The sequence below is a fragment of the Flavobacterium limicola genome (genome assembly GCF_003634755.1).
Classification (GTDB): Bacteria; Bacteroidota; Bacteroidia; order Flavobacteriales; family Flavobacteriaceae; genus Flavobacterium; species Flavobacterium limicola.
The window spans coordinates 399,482-416,465 of sequence record NZ_RBXA01000003.1; the positions used below are offsets into that span (position 1 = coordinate 399,482).

Sequence of the window (16,984 nt, forward strand, 5' to 3'; positions counted from 1 at the left end):
ATTAGGTATCAAAAAAGTTATAAAAATAGCGTTTCGTTTACTGCTTGGACTAATCCTGCTTTTGTTGGTTGTCGGTATTGCTCTCACCATGCCAGCTGTTCAGACAAAAATTGCACACTATTTTACAGATAGTCTTAATAAAGATTTTGGTACCAATATAACGATTGATGAAGTTGCGATTTCAGTTTTTGGAGGTGTGAAATTTAAAAAAGTCTTGATTCTGGATCATCATAAAGATACTTTGATCTATTCTAACAGGATTTCTACCACTATTTTAGAAAGTAAGAAACTGCTCAATGGTGATTTGATTTTTGATGGTTTGGATTTGCATGGATTGCTTTTCAACTTGAAAACCTATAAAAATGAAAAAGAATCGAATCTTGATAAATTTATCAAAGCCTTTGAAACCGGAAAGCCTTCAAGCCGAAAGTTTTTGCTTAAAGCAAATAAACTTCAAATTTTTGACGGACGTTTTATTTTAACGGATGATAATCGAGACAATCCAAAAGATCTTGATTTCACGAAACTTAATGCTTCTGTAACGGATTTTTTAATATTCGGTCCGGATGTGACTACCAAAATAAACAAAATGTCTTTTTTAGACTTTCGTGGTTTGTATGTTAAAAATTTAAGCTCCAAATTTAGTTATTCTAAAAAGAATATAAAACTGGAAAATCTTGATTTATTGACAAAAGAATCAACGTTGAACGGAAGTGTTATTTTAAATTATAAAATTGAAGATTTCTCTGATTTCACTGATAAAGTACAGTTTGATATCAAATTAAATTCGGCTTCCATAGCCTCAAATGATATTCGCTATTTTTATAAAGAATTAGGGAAAAATCAACATTTTTACACTAAAACCAGTATTAAAGGTACGCTGAATGATTTGAAATTTAAAAAACTGGAATTAGTTGATGACCGAAAGACCCAAATAAACGGGGATGTTAATTTTAAAAATTTATTTGCTAAAAAAGGGCAAAAATTTTCCATGTATGCTAAATTCGATAAGTTGACCTCTAGTTATCAGAATTTGATCGTCATACTGCCTAATATTTTAGGAAATAAATTACCAACTTCCTTGAAAAAGTTAGGGAGATTTTCGGCTTCAGGAACCTCAAGTGTTTCCACGACAGCGGTTGAAGCTGATTTTTCTATGATTACCGCCTTAGGAAATGTAACTTCTAATTTAGAAATTCAAAACATAGATGTAATAGATAAAGCATCATATATAGGGAATGTGATTCTAGAGAATTTTGACATTGGAACTTTATTGGATCAAAAAGAACTGGGAAGAGTCAGTTTGAATATTGATGTTGATGGTAAAGGTTTTAAACAAAAATACTTAGATACGGCCATAAAAGGAGATATTACTCAAATAGACTATAAAAATTATAATTATACCAATATTGTTGTCAACGGGACTTTAAAAAGTCCAAATTATAAAGGTCAAATTTCTATAAATGACCCTAATTTGAGTATGACTTTTAATGGCTTATTGGATTTAAGTAAAAAAGACAATCGTTATGATTTTCATATTAACGTCGAAAATGCAGATTTGAATAAATTGAAGCTGATGAAAGATTCAGTCTCCGTATTCAGAGGAGATGTTGTTGTTCAGGCTTCAGGAAACAATATTGAGAATTTTCAGGGAAATGTTTACATCAATGAAACCTCTTATCAAAATGCAAAAGACACTTATAATTTTGATGATTTTACCATAATTTCCAGTTTCGATCAAAATAGAGTTAGAACCATTACCGTAAATTCTCCGGATATTCTTGAGGGTGAAATTGTGGGTAAATATGAATTCAATCAATTAGAAAATTTGGTTAAGAATTCTCTGGGAAGCCTTTATACGAATTTCAAACCGAGTAAAGTAAAAAAAGGACAGTTTCTTAAATTTAACTTTTCAATCTATAATAAAATTATCGAAATTTTTTATCCTGAAATTTCAATCGGCGCCAATACAATTGTAAAAGGGAATATTAGCTCCGATAATCAGGAATTCAAACTCAACTTCAATTCGCCTCAAATTGTGGCTTCCAGCAATACATTTGATAATATTAGAGTTTCAGTAGACAATAAAAATCCACTTTACAATGCCTATATTGAATTAGACAGCATCAAGACAAAATATTATAAAATACGTGATTTTAGTCTGATAAATGTCACTATGAAAGATACTCTGTTCTTTCGATCGGAATTCAAAGGAGGTGCAAATGCTGAGGATTATTACAATCTGAATTTATACCATACCATTAACAAAGACAATAATAATGTTGTAGGGATTAGTAAATCTGAGGTGAAATTCAAGGATTACCTTTGGTTTTTAAATGAAAATGAAACGCCGGATAACCAGATTGTTTTTGATAAATCATTTAAGAATTTTGATATCGATAATCTAATATTATCACATGAAGATCAAGCAATCTCTTTAGACGGAGAATTAAAAGATACAAGCTATAAAGATCTAAAATTGAGTTTTAAAGATGTAGATTTAAATAAAATTACACCGGCAAATGATAAATTCATTGTTCACGGAAATATAAATGGTGCGGTTAATTTTAAGCAAGATAAAGATGTTTATCAGCCTACCGCTTCAATAATTATTGATAGCTTAAATGTAAATAAAACCGATTTAGGGATTTTGAATTTTGATATTGAAGGAAACGAGAGTTTTAAAAAGTTTACTATTAATTCAAATCTGGAAAATAAAAATATTGAATCGTTTAACGCTAACGGAAGTTTTGAAATCCTAAATAAAGAAACATTTCTGAGTTTAAATTTAAAATTCGATAAGTTTAATTTAGCTACTTTAAGCTCACTCGGAGGTGACGTATTATCAAATATACGGGGCTTTGTGTCTGGTAATTCAAGAATTGAAGGGAACTTAAAAAAACCGGAGATAAATGGGCGCTTGTATGTTGATGATGCTGGAATCACAATACCTTACCTGAATGTAGATTATGCATTAAAAGATAAAACTATTATTGATTTAACTGATGAGAAATTTATTTTCAGAAATAATACGCTGAAGGATACAAAATTTGGTACAACAGGAACATTAAACGGAAGTATTGAGCATAAGAATTTTTCTGATTGGAAATTGGATTTAGCAATTAATTCCAAAAGATTACTGGCTCTTGATACGAAAGATAGTGAAGATGCAGCTTATTTTGGTACCGCATTTATTGATGGACTCGCAACCATAAAAGGTCCAACAAATGGCTTATTTATTAAAGTTGATGCAAAATCAGAAAAAGGGACTTCTATAAAAATCCCGATTAATAATGCTGAAAGCATAAGTGATAACTCATTTGTTCATTTTGTTACTCTTAAAGAAAAGTATAATATCAAAAAAGGAATTGTTGAAGACACAAGAACGTACAAAGGGTTAGAGTTAGAATTTGATTTTGATATTACACCCGATGCAGAAGTTGAAGTCATCCTTGATAGAAGTACCGGTCATGGAATGAAAGGGAAAGGTTTTGGATCTTTATTGTTTAAAATAAATACCTTTGGTAAGTTCAATATGTGGGGCGATTTCCAGTCGTATGAAGGAACCTATAATTTTAAATATGGTGGTTTTATTGATAAAAAGTTTGCACTAAAAAAAGGAGGCTCAATTTCATGGGAAGGAAACCCGATGCGGGCACAACTAAATCTTGAAGCGGTATACAAAACATCTGCTAATCCAGCAGTTTTGCTAGAGAATTCATCTTTTAACAGTAAAGTTCCCGTAGAAGTTATCATTGGTATTAGAGGAGATTTGACGAGCCCTGAACCTGATTTTAACATTGAATTTCCAACGGTTAGTAATGTATTAAAATCGGAGATTCAGTATAAATTAAATGATAAGGACGTCCGACAAACGCAAGCCTTGTATTTACTCTCGTCCGGAAGTTTTTTAAGTCCTGAAGGTGTAAGTCAATCTGATTTTTCAGGAAGTTTATTTGAAACAGCTACCAGTTTATTAGGGAGTATCATTAAAACGGATGATGAAAAATTTAATGTTGGGTTTAATTTTATTGGAGCAGACAGAAGAATAGGAAAAGAATCGGATGGAAGGTTTGTTGCCACGATTTCTTCTAAAATTAATGAAAGAATTACTATCAATGGAAAGTTAGGTGTGCCTTTTGGAGGAATAAACGAGTCTGCCATTGTAGGAGATGTTGAAGTTCTTTACAGGGTTAATGAAGATGGAACTTTAAATTTGAGGCTTTTTAACAGAGAAAATGATATTAATTATATTGGTCAAGGCATTGGATATACTCAAGGAATGGGGGTTACCTATGAAGTTGATTTTGATACTTTTAAAGAATTAGTAAATAGAATTTTCAAAAATATCAAAATAGAGAAAGAAATAACTCCTATTTCCGAAGATCAAGATTCTAATTTATCTCCAGACTATATTAACTTTTCTAAATCTAAGAAAACAAATACAGAAAAAATTAAAATAAATCAAGAAGGTTTAATTCCCGAGGAAAACTAATTGATTGTACTTTAAACAAAAATACTACATATTCAAAAAGAGGCATGGAGTTAGTTATCAATGTAGATTTATAATTAGCGCACTTGAGCTTCATGAAAAATCTGCATTTATTTAAAAACACGCGAATGATAATTCTATTTTAAATCCTTATTTAGAAGTTATTTGCGTATTGTTATGCTATTTTAAATATTAATGTCAGTTATTTGTTAATTATAAAATAAATATTGATTTTTTTTCTTATTTTGTTAAATTAAATCTATTTTATTTTAGTTTTTTAAAAACTTATTAACGAAAACGTTTGAATTTAAGACGCTTTACCAATTTATTAAAAACACAGCTCTATAAGTGCTGAATGTTTGCTAGTTTTACACTTTAATACTTTAAATAATGCCAAAAACAATAAAAAAAGTTGGTGTTCTTACCTCAGGAGGAGACTCACCTGGTATGAATGCAGCAATTCGATCAGTTGTTCGTACATGTGCTTATCATAATATAGAATGCATAGGAATTTATAGAGGTTATCAGGGAATGATTGAAGGAGACTTCAAGGAAATGGGACCTCGAAGCGTAAACAACATTGTAAATAAAGGAGGGACAATTTTGAAATCGGCCCGATCTTTAGAGTTCAAAACTTCTGAAGGAAGAAAAAAGGCACATGAGAATCTTACTAAAGCAGGAATTGATGCCTTAGTGGTAATAGGGGGTGATGGTACTTTTACAGGAGGTTTATTGTTTAACAATGAATTTAATTTTCCTGTAATGGGAATTCCGGGTACTATTGATAACGATATTTTTGGAACAAGTCATACCCTTGGATATGATACTGCTTTGAATACCGTAGTCGATGTGATTGATAAAATTAGAGATACTGCAAGTTCACACAATCGTTTGTTTTTTGTAGAAGTAATGGGAAGAGATGCCGGTCATATTGCTTTGAATGCAGGTATTGGTGCTGGTGCAGAAGAAATATTGATTCCTGAAGAAAATTTAGGATTGGATCGATTATTAGAATCATTACAAAAAAGCAAAGCTTCAGGAAAATCATCCAGTATTGTTGTGATAGCTGAAGGAGACAAAATAGGTAAAAATGTTTTCGAACTAAAAGATTATGTTGAAGCCAATTTGCCAGAATATGATGTTAGAGTTTCAGTTCTAGGTCACATGCAACGTGGCGGTTCGCCTTCTTGTTTTGATAGAGTTCTCGCCAGTAGATTAGGCGTGAAAGCTGTTGAATCATTACTGGAAGGAAAATCAAATTATATGGTTGGATTGCAAAATGATAAAGTTTCATTGACACCTTTGGAACAAGCAATTAAGGGAAAAACAGAGATTGATAGAGAATTATTGAGAGTTTCAGATATAATGTCTACTTAGATAAAAAAATGAAGTTTATTGTGAGGAAATTAGACTTTAAAAGAATGTTAGGAAAATAAACAAAAAAATTAAAGTAAAATGTCAAAAGTAAAATTAGGAATAAACGGGTTTGGAAGAATTGGAAGAATCGTTTTCAGAGAATCTTTCAACAGAGATAATGTAGAAGTAGTAGCAATCAATGATTTATTAGATGTAGATCATTTAGCTTACTTATTAAAATATGATTCAGTTCACGGACGTTTTGCAGGTAAAGTTGAAGTTATAGACGGAAAACTTTTTGTAAACGATAAAAATATCAGAATTACAGCAGAAAGAGAACCTGCAAATTTGAAATGGAATGAAGTTGATGTTGATGTAGTTGCTGAGTGTACGGGTTTCTTTACTACACTGGAAACTGCAAACGAGCATATTAAAGGTGGTGCCAAAAAAGTAATTATTTCTGCGCCTTCTGCTGATGCTCCAATGTTTGTAATGGGAGTAAACCATGATAAAGCTTTAGCAACAGATACAGTTGTTTCTAATGCATCTTGTACTACTAACTGTTTAGCTCCATTAGCTAAAGTTATTAATGATAACTTTGGAATTGTAGAAGCTTTGATGACTACTGTTCACGCAACAACTTCAACACAAATGACTACTGATGGTCCTTCTAAAAAGGACTGGAGAGGTGGACGTGCGGCTTCATGCAACATTATTCCATCTTCTACAGGTGCTGCTAAAGCAGTAGGAAAAGTTATTCCTTCATTGAACGGAAAATTAACAGGTATGTCAATGCGTGTTCCTACAACAGATGTTTCTGTAGTTGATTTAACTGTAAAAGTTGAAAAAGAAACTACTTACGAAGAAATTATGGCTGTGTTGAAAAACGCATCTGAAACTACAATGAAAGGAATCTTAGGATATACTGAAGATTTAGTTGTTTCTCAAGATTTCGTTTCTGATCCAAGAACATCTATCATTGATGCTCATGCTGGAATTGGATTGAACTCTACTTTCTTCAAAATCATTTCTTGGTATGACAATGAATATGGGTATTCTAGCAAATTGATTGATTTATCGGTACATATTGCAGGTTTAAAATAATTCTTTATATTTACAAATCCCGTTATATTTTTTTAACGGGATTTTATTTTTTTGTTGCTTCCTTCAATGGATGTTTTAAGGAATTGTCCGTTTAAAATCAAGCAACTGCAAAACCAAAAAACCAAAATAAAATGAGATTAATAGTTGATAGTGGTTCTACCAAAGCAGATTGGATAGCGATAGATGACCATGGAAAAGTATTGTTTACAACTCAAACATTAGGACTAAATCCTGAAGTGCTTGAAGCGGATGAAATTATAGAGCGTTTAAATGATCGTTTCGATATTTTACATAATAAGAAAAATGCGACCCATTTGTTTTTTTATGGAGCAGGTTGTGGTACCGATAGAATGAAAATTGCACTTTCACAGGTTTTTCAAACGTACTTTCCTAACGCTATTATTGACGTCAAAGAAGATACTTATGCGGCAGTTTATGCAACAACTCCAAAAGGAGAAAAAGCAATTGTTTCAATCTTAGGAACAGGATCAAACTGCAGCTATTTTGATGGTAAAGAGTTACACCAAAAAGTGCAATCGTTGGGTTATATCGCCATGGATGATTGTAGCGGAAATGTTTTTGGAAAAGAATTAATCAGAAAATATTATTTTAATAAAATGCCAAAAGAACTGGCAGTTGAATTTGAAAAAGAATATGATTTAGATCCTGATGCCATTAAAAATAAGTTGTACAAAGAACCGAATCCAAATGCGTATTTAGCAACATTTGCAAAGTTTTTGATTCAACACAAAGAAACAGAGTTTTGCAGAAAAATTATTTTCAAAGGGATGAAATCTTTTGTGAAAAATTACATCAAACAATATGATAATTGCAAAGAAGTACCTGTACATTTTGTGGGTTCAATTGCATTTTATTTGAAAGAAGAATTACAAGAAACTTTTGATAAATATGAACTTCAATTAGGCAATGTTTTAAGAAGACCAATTGACGGATTGATTGCATTTCATATTGCAAATAAATAGGTTTTTTTAAGTTTACTTTAAACTTAAAAATCACTACTGATTTACTTTAAGCAAGTAAATCAGTAGTGATTTTTTTATGGAATTAAAAGTACCTTTATACTTTTAGATAGTAATGCCAATAGTGTTTGCTACAGAATAGCAATCATAGAAATTTCAACATTTACGTTTTTTGGCAAACAAGCCACTTGAACTGTTTCACGTGCTGGAGCAGTTTTTTCGTCAAAGTAAGAACCGTAAACAGTATTTATTTTTCCAAAATCATTCATGTCCATAATGAAAATAGTTGTTTTTACAACATTTTCAAACGTCATTCCTGAGGCCTCTAAAACAGCTTTCATGTTTTGCATGACTTGCTCTGTTTCGGTTTCTATAGTAGCTGTAACTAATTCTCCAGTTGCCGGATTGATTGCTATTTGACCAGAAGTATAAAGGGTATTTCCTTTAAGTACTGCTTGACTGTAAGGACCAATTGGTGCCGGAGCATTTTCGGTAAAGATTATTTTTTTCATAGGAATAATATGTTTTTGTATAACGTAGAAATAGTAACTCAATTCTATTTTAATTCTTAAATAAAGTTTTCTAAATGGCAGCTTTAAAGATTTTGATTAGAAAATTTATCTGTTAATGGTACTTCTTTTATCCCATTTGATATCGCTTAATACGCCGGATTTTATTCCAATAAAGAAACCCCAGTTTGCATTTTCGCCCATTGGAGACCAGTTAAAATCCATTCTCCAGCTTAACAAGTCTCTCTCGAAACGAAGTTGTGTGAAAGTAACCCCTTTTTGAACAAAATCGTAACCGGTAGAAACGCCCGCTTTCCATTTTGGAGTTATGTCAGCATTAGCAGAAATCATTATTGAGTTCCCAATTATTTGATTCTCTCGGTTGTTATTCCCGTACGTTAATGAATAGGCAAATGTCATGTCCCACGGTAATTTAGAGTTGAAAAATTCTGAAATTTTATCTTCTCCTTCTTCCTCTTCTTCATCCTCAAACTGACTTCTTCTGCTATCTCCTAAGTCTGTATTTGTACCAAATAAATCATCCTCACGACCACCATTTCGTTGGCTTTGAACATTTTTATCTTTTTTGGTATCGTCTTTTCCTTTGCTTGAAATTGAATAATTCAGAGTCATATTTGAACTGGTCATTCTAAAAAGACTTCCGCCATTATCTATATTAAAAACATTAATTCGGTTTCCGGAATTGTCAATCGCATAAGGGTCTAGTGTTGCTCCAAAATTGACATTCATTTTATTGTCTAATAATGTAGTACCACCGCTAACTCTTATTGGAGAAAAGGCAAGTGAAGTTACTCCATCTGCATCTAGATTATAGGAAGTGGATAGGTTTAAATTGTTAAGCAACATTATTTTTTTAGGCTCCACTTTAGTACTGTCTTTGTCGGTAACTTTAGCCTCAAAAGTATTGCTCAAATCAAAACCTAATGTATTGGAATTATTTAATCCTGGAGCACCATAAATACCACTTTCGAATCGAGAATATTGTTTTATCATTGTTCCAGTGGCATCAGCGGAGTAAGTGTCATAGTATTTTTCAAAACTAGGAGTGTAGCCATAAGAGACTGATGGTCTCATGACGTGCCTTATGGATTTGATTTTTTTATCATTACCAAAATTAAAAGTTCCATAAATAGTTGTTCCTACGCTGGAGGAGAATGAATAGGTTCTAAAAGCATCAAATCCATTGATGGTTTTGTCAACCACTTTGCTTTGGTCAGCATCATAACTTCTTTCAATTGTTTTGGTATACCAAATTTCCTCATAATTCATAGAAGTTGAGGCGCTGAAGTATTTAAATAATTTAAAATTGGTGCTTAAAGGAATGCTGTGTTGAAAACCAACTTTAGCATCTCTAAACATTTGAGGTTTGAAGAATAAAGAATCGGTAGTAACGATGCTGTTTCGTCCGTTTAAATTATACTGCAAGTTTATATTCTTGAAAAATCCCTTTTTTACGCCGTCTTTCCCCACAAAAGGATAAATCCTGTCAACACTCAATTGTAATGTTGGCAAGGTCATGTTAATCTCTTCTGTTTGCGTATTTTGCGAATGAGTTGCAGTTAGCGACATTCTGACTTGCGGTACTGAAGTGAACGTTTTGGAATAGGATACTGAAGAGCTTAATGTATTATTAAGATTAGAACCAATATTTACCTGATTGATAGATTGTTTAAAATATTTACTGCTTCCAAGATTAACAGAAGCTGAAAAACTTGAATTTGGACTCGCTTTAGAGTCTTTAGAATGTGACCATTGGATGTTATAAATGTTTTGTTTCAAATAATCCGGATAGCCTCTTTCACTGGTTATTAAATTTTCAAAACGAATATTTAAGTTTCCTCGGTAATTATATCTTTTGGCATAACTGGATTCAAAACGCAATCCATAACTTCCATTGGTGTAATAATCACCTAAAACGGTTAAATCATAATTATCACTAAGCGCAAAATAGTATCCTAAATTTTGAAGAGAAAACCCTCTATTGTTGGAGTCATTATAGCTTGGTAAAATTAATCCTGAAATACTGGTTTCTTTGCTCATTGGAAAAAAAGCAAACGGCAAAGCTATCGGAGTAGGTACATTTGCAATCACCATGTTAGTTAAACCCGTCACTACTTTTTTGCCGGGAATAAATTTTACTTTATTCGTTTGAAAATAATATTCTGGATTGTCTACGTCTTTTGAAGTGGTAAAACGAGCCCCTTTCAAAAAATAAACCGAGTCATTTTCTTTTTTAGTTAAAGCAGCTTTAATTTTAAATTCACCTTGTTCCGATCTTGAATTCCAGATTAAAGCTTTTTTTGATTTAAAATTAAAACGGATAGAATCGGGTTCAATTACATTTGCACCTTGTTTGAAATTTGGATATTGAGTGAAAGCACCCGTTGAATCCTTTATTCGTCCGGCATACACTTCGTTTTTTTCATAATCCATCACGATTATCCCAGACTTTAGTTCAACGTCCTGATAGTACAATTCAGCTTTGTCGTAAAGAGTAATAATTTTTTTCTTCTGGTCAATTTTAGCATACTGATCCGCTTTGTATCTTACTTTGCCGTCCAGAAATGCTTTTTTAGGTTTAATACTGTCTATTTTGATCGTATCAGTTACTTTTTCAGCGATTAAAACGGGCGTTTTATTCTGATTAATACTTTTTTTAGTGCTATCTATTTGTCTATTAGAGGATATAGCCGTCTTTTTTTTTGTTATATCTTGAGAATATAATTTACCAGAACCTAACGATAGGAAAATTGATAATAAAACGATATTAAATAAGTTTGTATACAAAGGTTTAAATGCTATTTTTGTAAAATTATGGCCTGTTTTTTGACATGTCAAACTTACATATTATTTTTTGTCAAAAATAGTCAAATAAATAAATTAACAACGGTAGTGTTTTAATTAAATTAACTTATAGCTTTATGCACAAAACATATAAAATTAAAATAATATTAACTTTTATTTTGATAATAATTACATTAACTGGGTATAGTCAATCCAATAGTTTCAAGGTAACTTTAGATGCCGGGCATGGAGCACATGATTTTGGGGCTGTTTATGAAGGCCGTGTAGAAAAAAACATTGCTTTGGCTGTAGTTTTAAAAGTTGGGAAGTTGTTAGAATCGATGCCAAAAATGGATGTTATTTATACCCGAAAAACGGATGTTTTCATCGATTTAATAGAAAGAGCTAATATTGCCAATAGATTTAATGCTAATATTTTTGTATCCATCCATTGTAATGCCAATAGAAATACTGCTGCTGATGGTACTGAAACCTATGTAATGGGTTTAAGTAAAATTGCATCAAATCTTGATGCGGCCAAAAAAGAGAATTCTGTAATTACTTTAGAAAAAGATTATAAACAAAAATATGAGGGATTTGATCCAAACTCTCCAGAAACGATGATTGGAATGACTTTGATGCAAGAAGAATATCTGGACAATAGTATTTCGCTGGCAAGTAAAGTGGAAGATTCTTTTGCCGATTTAGGTAAAAAAATAAGAGGAGAAGGAGTTAAACAAGCCCCTTTTATGGTACTTCACAAAGCATATATGCCAAGAGTTTTGATTGAAATGGGTTTTATTTCTAATACTGTAGAAGGAAATAGGTTAAATTCAGAAGAAGGTCAAAATGAAATCGCTAAAGCTATTGCAGATGCAATAGTTAGCTATAAAAATGAATATTTTGGGAGTGGAGAAGCTGATATTTTAGATGAAAAACCTTCTCAAAAAATTATTGAAAAGGTAATAAAAGATACTACTTCGCCAGTAAAAGGTAAAGTGATTTTAGAATCTTCGGAATTAATAAAATCAAAAAAAGCAGTTGATAATTCAAAAACTATATTCAAAGTACAACTTTCGGCTAGCATTAAAAAACTGGAATTACTACCTAGAAATTTTAATGGATTAAAAGATATTTCCGTAGCATATGAGAATAAAGTGTACAAATACATGTACGGAGAAACGCCAGATTATGATGAAGCGAACAAACAATTGAAAGAGGCAAAAAGCAAAGGGTATAATTCTGCATTTTTAATAGCTTTTAAAAATGGAGAAAAAATTAGTATCCAAGATGCTCTAAAATAACAAAAGGCTAAATGCTTGATTTTAAATTGATAAATACTTAATTTTGAAAATAACAAGAGGAATCAAAACATTAATTTTATGCATATTTACATTCTTCACCGTAAATATTTTTTCTCAGTCGAATACTAAGTTTATCGTTATTTTAGATGCTGGGCATGGTGGTAAAGACCCTGGCAATTCATACCACGGTTTTGTTGAAAAAGAAATCGCACTTAAAACGTCTTTAAAATTAGATAAATACCTTAAGAAGGATACAGATATTCAAATTATTCACACCAGAAAAACGGATGTTTTTATAGAATTAGTAGACAGACCTAAAATTGCTAATAAACTGGATGCTCATTTATTTATTTCAATACATTGCAATTCGGTTAAAAATCCAGTTCCCTATGGTTCAGAAACCTTTGTAATGGGTTTAGCGAGAAGCAACAGTAATTTAGAGATTGCTAAGCAAGAGAATTCGGTAATACTATTAGAGAAAGATTACAAAGAGACCTATAAAGGTTTCAATCCTAAGAATCCTGAAACTTTAATAGGACTGAAAATTTTACAAGAAGATTACTTAGATAGAAGTATTAACCTGGCTTCAAAAATCGAAAACAATTTTAAAAATAAATTAAAAAGGAAATCAAGAGGGATTAAGCAAACTCCTTTATGGGTTTTAGACGCTGCGTACATGCCTAGTGTTTTGATTGAGCTAGGCTTTTTATCCAATAACAAAGAAGGGCTTTATTTAAATTCAGATCAAGGTCAAAATGAAATGGCAGAAGCCATAGCAGCAGCAATTATTAATTATAAAAAAGAATATTTTGGAAATAAAGCAGGTAAAAATGATCAAGAAGATTCATCAAAAGTAGTCGTTAGGGGAATAAAAAATAATTCTAAGAATACTGAATCAGAGTCATTTGTACAAAAAAAAGAGTCTAAAACACAATCCTCTAAAGTTGTTTTCAAAGTTCAAATTGCTGCCGGAAATAAAAATATCAAATTAAATCCAAATAACTTTAAAGGTCTAAAAGAGGTCTCGGTAGTGTCTACTAAAGGTGTTTTTTATAAATATCTATATGGTTCGACTTCAGACTATAATGAGGCAAAAGAGAATCTGAAAGTTGCAAAATCTAAAGGGTATAATACTGCTTACCTTATTGCATTTAAGGACGGAAAGAAAATTACTATTCAAGAAGCGCTTAAATAATAATAACAAGTTAAAATAATTTATATTAAATTTGTAAAAAATACACAAATTTTGAAAATATCAAGAGAAATTAAAACAGCTATTTTAGTAATAGCATCTATTTTATTATTTATTTGGGGCTATAGTTTTTTGAAAGGGAGAGACCTTTTTTCTAATTATAAAACATTTTATGTAGAATATGAAAATGTAGAAGGTTTAACAACATCTGCACCTGTTACACTAAATGGATTAGTTATTGGTAAAGTAAATTCAATTACTATAGATGAAAAAACAGGAAAGTTAATGGTTGAGTTACAATTAAAAACTGATTTTCCTATCTCCAAAACCAGTATTGCTTCTATTTACGAACCTGGATTTATTGGTGGAAAGCAAATTGCAATTTATCCAAACTTTAATGATACTGAATTAGCAGTTGATGGTCAAAGATTATCAGGAAATATAAAATCAGGACTTACTGATAAAGTAGGCGAAAAATTAGTCCCTTTACAAGAAAAACTTGAGAAATTATTAGGCAATACTGATACTTTAATATCAGGATTTAATAATGTTCTGGATAAAAAAGGGCAGGAAGATTTGAAGCGTAGTCTGGCAGATTTGAGTAAAACAATTGAACAATTCCACAAAGCTTCTTTGAGTGTTAATACATTATTGGATAATAATAAAACTCAAATAAACGGTGTCGTTTCAAACTTTAATAAAATATCTGGGAATTTTTCTAAAATATCGGATTCATTAAATAAAGCAGATCTTGGTAAAACTGTTAAAAACCTAAATACAACTTTGGCGAAAGTCGATGTTATAATGACTGGTTTACAATCTGGAAAAGGTTCTCTGGGTAAATTACTGAACGATAATGCCTTCTATAAAAATGTTAGAACTACCACAAAAGAATTAGAATTATTATTGCAAGATATAAGGCTTTATCCTACAAGATATGTTAATGTTTCTTTGTTTGGAAAGAAAAATAAACCTTATATTGCTCCCGTAAATGATTCTATAACTATTGAAAAAAATTAGCAACTATGAGCTATTTGGATAATGTTTTATTTGCCATATTATTGGTAATTGGTTTTGGTTATTTTTTTAAAAGCGTTAAAAAAATAATAAGAAATATTAATCTTGGAAACGATGTGAATCGTTCAGATAATCCTAAAGCACGTTGGACTAATATGGCCATGATTGCTCTAGGACAATCTAAAATGGTAAAAAGACCTATTGCAGGTGTGCTTCATATTATAGTATATGTAGGATTTGTAATTATAAACATAGAGTTATTAGAAATTATAATCGACGGACTTTTTGGTACGCATCGTATTTTTGCTTTTTTAGGAACTACGTATGACGTGCTAATTGCTTCTTTCGAAATTTTAGCGTTTTTAGTTTTAGTAGCAGTAGTTGCTTTTTGGAGCAGAAGAAATGTTATTAAACTGAAAAGATTTGTAAGTTCTGACCTAAAAGACTGGCCTAAAAGTGACGCGAACTATATCTTGTATTTTGAAGTAGTCTTAATGACATTGTTTTTATTAATGAATGCTTCCGATTTGCATTTGCAAAATGTACCCGGAGGGTTCTCGCATTTTATTAAAGCGGGGTCATTTCCTATAAGCCAATTTATAGAGCCATTATTTAATGGAATGTCTAATGAGTTAGTAATGCTTCTTTCTGAAATATTTTGGTGGTTGCACATTGTGGGTATTTTAATTTTCATGAACTACCTTTATTTTTCAAAGCACTTACATATTCTGTTAGCTTTTCCAAACACCTATTTTGCAAATTTAAATCCTCAAGGTCAATTTGATAATTTAGAATCAGTTACAAATGAAGTAAAATTAATGATGGATCCTAATGCTGATCCATTTGCGGCAGCTCCAGTGGATGAAAATGCAGTGCCAAGTAAATTTGGAGCTAGTGATATTCAGGATTTAAATTGGGTTCAATTATTGAATGCCTACACCTGTACGGAGTGCGGGCGCTGTACATCATCTTGTCCAGCAAATATCACAGGTAAAAAATTGTCTCCTCGCAAGATCATGATGGACACAAGAGATAGGATGGAAGAAGTGGGAAGAAATATAGATGCCAATAAAGGTATTTTTATTCCGGATAACAAATCTTTATTAAACGATTATATTACTGCTGAAGAGCTTTGGGCATGTACATCATGTAATGCATGTGTAGAAGAATGCCCAGTGAATATTAGTCCGCTTTCAATCATTATGGATATGAGACGTTATTTGGTAATGGAACAAAGTGCTGCACCTATGCCAATAAATGCAATGATGACCAATATTGAAAATAATGGTGCACCATGGCAATACAATCAACAAGATAGATTGAATTGGAAAAATGAATAATTGAATGTTTGAGTATTATCTAGTAAAATGTTATAAAAAATTCCCGCTTACTCAAATAATTAAGTCAACGAATAACCGAATCAACAATATATTATGTCAGAGAATTTAATAGTGCCAACTATGGCCGAAATGTTAGCTCAAGGGAAACAACCAGAAGTTTTATTTTGGGTAGGTTGTGCAGGAAGTTTTGACGATAGAGCAAAAAAAATAACAAAAGCATTTGTACAAATTTTAAATCGTTCAAATGTCTCTTTTGCTGTATTAGGCACTGAAGAAAGTTGTACTGGAGATCCAGCAAAAAGAGCAGGTAATGAGTTTTTATTTCAAATGCAAGCCATGATGAATATTGAGGTTTTGAATGCATACGAAGCAAAAAAAATTGTTACCGCTTGTCCGCATTGTTTCAATACATTAAAAAATGAATATCCGGAATTAGGCGGAAAATATGAAGTGGTACACCATACTGAGTTTCTGAAATCGTTATTAGACGACGGAAGATTGACCATTGAAGGAGGACAATTCAAAGGAAAACGAATTACTTTTCATGATCCTTGCTATTTAGGAAGAGCTAATAATGTATATGAAGCACCTAGAGATTTGATTCTTAAATTGGATGCTGAATTAGTGGAAATGAAACGTTCCAAAGCCAACGGTTTGTGTTGTGGTGCTGGCGGTGCCCAAATGTTTAAAGATGCTGAGCCTGGAAACAAGGAAATAAATGTCGAAAGAACCGAAGATGCTTTAGAAACAAAACCAGAAATAATTGCTGCGGGTTGTCCTTTTTGCAATACCATGATGACTGATGGTATTAAAAATAAAGAAAAGGAAGGTGATGTAAAAGTTATGGATATTGCGGAATTGATTGCTAATGCGCAGGATTTATAA

General features: G+C 31.6%; 11 protein-coding genes. 9 read left to right on the forward strand and 2 right to left on the reverse strand.

The window, feature by feature from the left end; all coding sequences use genetic code 11:
- Positions 1 to 88 precede the first annotated feature (88 nt).
- The 4 genes from BC952_RS11760 (at position 89) to BC952_RS11775 (ending at position 7,935) form a co-directional block, all read left to right on the forward strand.
- Positions 89 to 4,495 carry a translocation/assembly module TamB domain-containing protein gene (locus BC952_RS11760; protein ID WP_121365831.1) on the forward strand — a complete coding sequence of 1,469 codons (4,407 nt, stop codon included), beginning with the start codon at positions 89 to 91 and terminating at the stop codon, positions 4,493 to 4,495.
- A 387-nt stretch (positions 4,496 to 4,882) separates the two neighbouring features.
- Positions 4,883 to 5,869, forward strand: a complete 987-nt coding sequence (pfkA, locus tag BC952_RS11765) for a 6-phosphofructokinase (protein WP_091168449.1) — start codon at positions 4,883 to 4,885, stop codon at positions 5,867 to 5,869.
- A 78-nt stretch (positions 5,870 to 5,947) separates the two neighbouring features.
- Positions 5,948 to 6,952 (forward strand): type I glyceraldehyde-3-phosphate dehydrogenase, encoded by a 1,005-nt coding sequence (gene gap / locus BC952_RS11770; RefSeq protein WP_091168451.1) that lies wholly within the window; start codon positions 5,948 to 5,950, stop codon positions 6,950 to 6,952.
- Positions 6,953 to 7,083: 131 nt separating this feature from the next.
- A complete protein-coding gene (locus BC952_RS11775) occupies positions 7,084 to 7,935 on the forward strand; it encodes an N-acetylglucosamine kinase (protein WP_121365832.1) in 852 nt (283 codons plus the stop codon).
- Between the two features lie 128 nt (positions 7,936 to 8,063).
- Here BC952_RS11775 and BC952_RS11780 read toward each other — a convergent pair whose 3' ends face one another.
- Both BC952_RS11780 and BC952_RS11785 read right to left on the reverse strand, forming a co-directional pair.
- Complete coding sequence (locus BC952_RS11780; RefSeq protein ID WP_121365833.1) at positions 8,064 to 8,444, reverse strand: RidA family protein; 381 nt, start codon at positions 8,442 to 8,444, stop codon at positions 8,064 to 8,066.
- Positions 8,445 to 8,549: 105 nt separating this feature from the next.
- The gene (locus BC952_RS11785) at positions 8,550 to 11,300 is read right to left on the reverse strand and encodes a putative LPS assembly protein LptD (protein ID WP_121365834.1); all 2,751 of its coding nucleotides are present in this window, start codon (positions 11,298 to 11,300) and stop codon (positions 8,550 to 8,552) included.
- An 83-nt stretch (positions 11,301 to 11,383) separates the two neighbouring features.
- Between BC952_RS11785 and BC952_RS11790 the strand changes: the two genes are divergently transcribed.
- From BC952_RS11790 to BC952_RS11810, 5 genes are all read left to right on the forward strand, one after another.
- The gene (locus BC952_RS11790) at positions 11,384 to 12,550 is read left to right on the forward strand and encodes an N-acetylmuramoyl-L-alanine amidase family protein (protein WP_121365835.1); all 1,167 of its coding nucleotides are present in this window, start codon (positions 11,384 to 11,386) and stop codon (positions 12,548 to 12,550) included.
- 43 nt (positions 12,551 to 12,593) lie between these two features.
- The gene (locus tag BC952_RS11795; RefSeq protein WP_244200142.1) at positions 12,594 to 13,745 is read left to right on the forward strand and encodes an N-acetylmuramoyl-L-alanine amidase family protein; all 1,152 of its coding nucleotides are present in this window, start codon (positions 12,594 to 12,596) and stop codon (positions 13,743 to 13,745) included.
- Positions 13,746 to 13,796: 51 nt separating this feature from the next.
- Positions 13,797 to 14,762, forward strand: a complete 966-nt coding sequence (locus BC952_RS11800) for an MlaD family protein (RefSeq protein ID WP_121365836.1) — start codon at positions 13,797 to 13,799, stop codon at positions 14,760 to 14,762.
- Between the two features lie 5 nt (positions 14,763 to 14,767).
- The gene (locus tag BC952_RS11805; protein WP_121365837.1) at positions 14,768 to 16,099 is read left to right on the forward strand and encodes a 4Fe-4S dicluster domain-containing protein; all 1,332 of its coding nucleotides are present in this window, start codon (positions 14,768 to 14,770) and stop codon (positions 16,097 to 16,099) included.
- Positions 16,100 to 16,192: 93 nt separating this feature from the next.
- On the forward strand, positions 16,193 to 16,984 hold the full coding sequence (locus BC952_RS11810) for a (Fe-S)-binding protein (protein ID WP_121365838.1): 792 nt from the start codon (positions 16,193 to 16,195) through the stop codon (positions 16,982 to 16,984).

Excerpts from the sequence above, each read along its gene's own strand:
- BC952_RS11760 (WP_121365831.1), top strand. The coding sequence starts at position 89 with ATGCCAGCTGTTCAGACAAAAATTGCACACTATTTTACAGATAGTCTT.
- pfkA (WP_091168449.1), top strand. The coding sequence starts at position 4,883 with ATGCCAAAAACAATAAAAAAAGTTGGTGTTCTTACCTCAGGAGGAGAC.
- gap (WP_091168451.1), top strand. The coding sequence starts at position 5,948 with ATGTCAAAAGTAAAATTAGGAATAAACGGGTTTGGAAGAATTGGAAGA.
- BC952_RS11775 (WP_121365832.1), top strand. The coding sequence starts at position 7,084 with ATGAGATTAATAGTTGATAGTGGTTCTACCAAAGCAGATTGGATAGCG.
- BC952_RS11780 (WP_121365833.1), bottom strand. The coding sequence starts at position 8,444 with ATGAAAAAAATAATCTTTACCGAAAATGCTCCGGCACCAATTGGTCCT.
- BC952_RS11790 (WP_121365835.1), top strand. The coding sequence starts at position 11,384 with ATGCACAAAACATATAAAATTAAAATAATATTAACTTTTATTTTGATA.
- BC952_RS11805 (WP_121365837.1), top strand. The coding sequence starts at position 14,768 with ATGAGCTATTTGGATAATGTTTTATTTGCCATATTATTGGTAATTGGT.
- BC952_RS11810 (WP_121365838.1), top strand. The coding sequence starts at position 16,193 with ATGTCAGAGAATTTAATAGTGCCAACTATGGCCGAAATGTTAGCTCAA.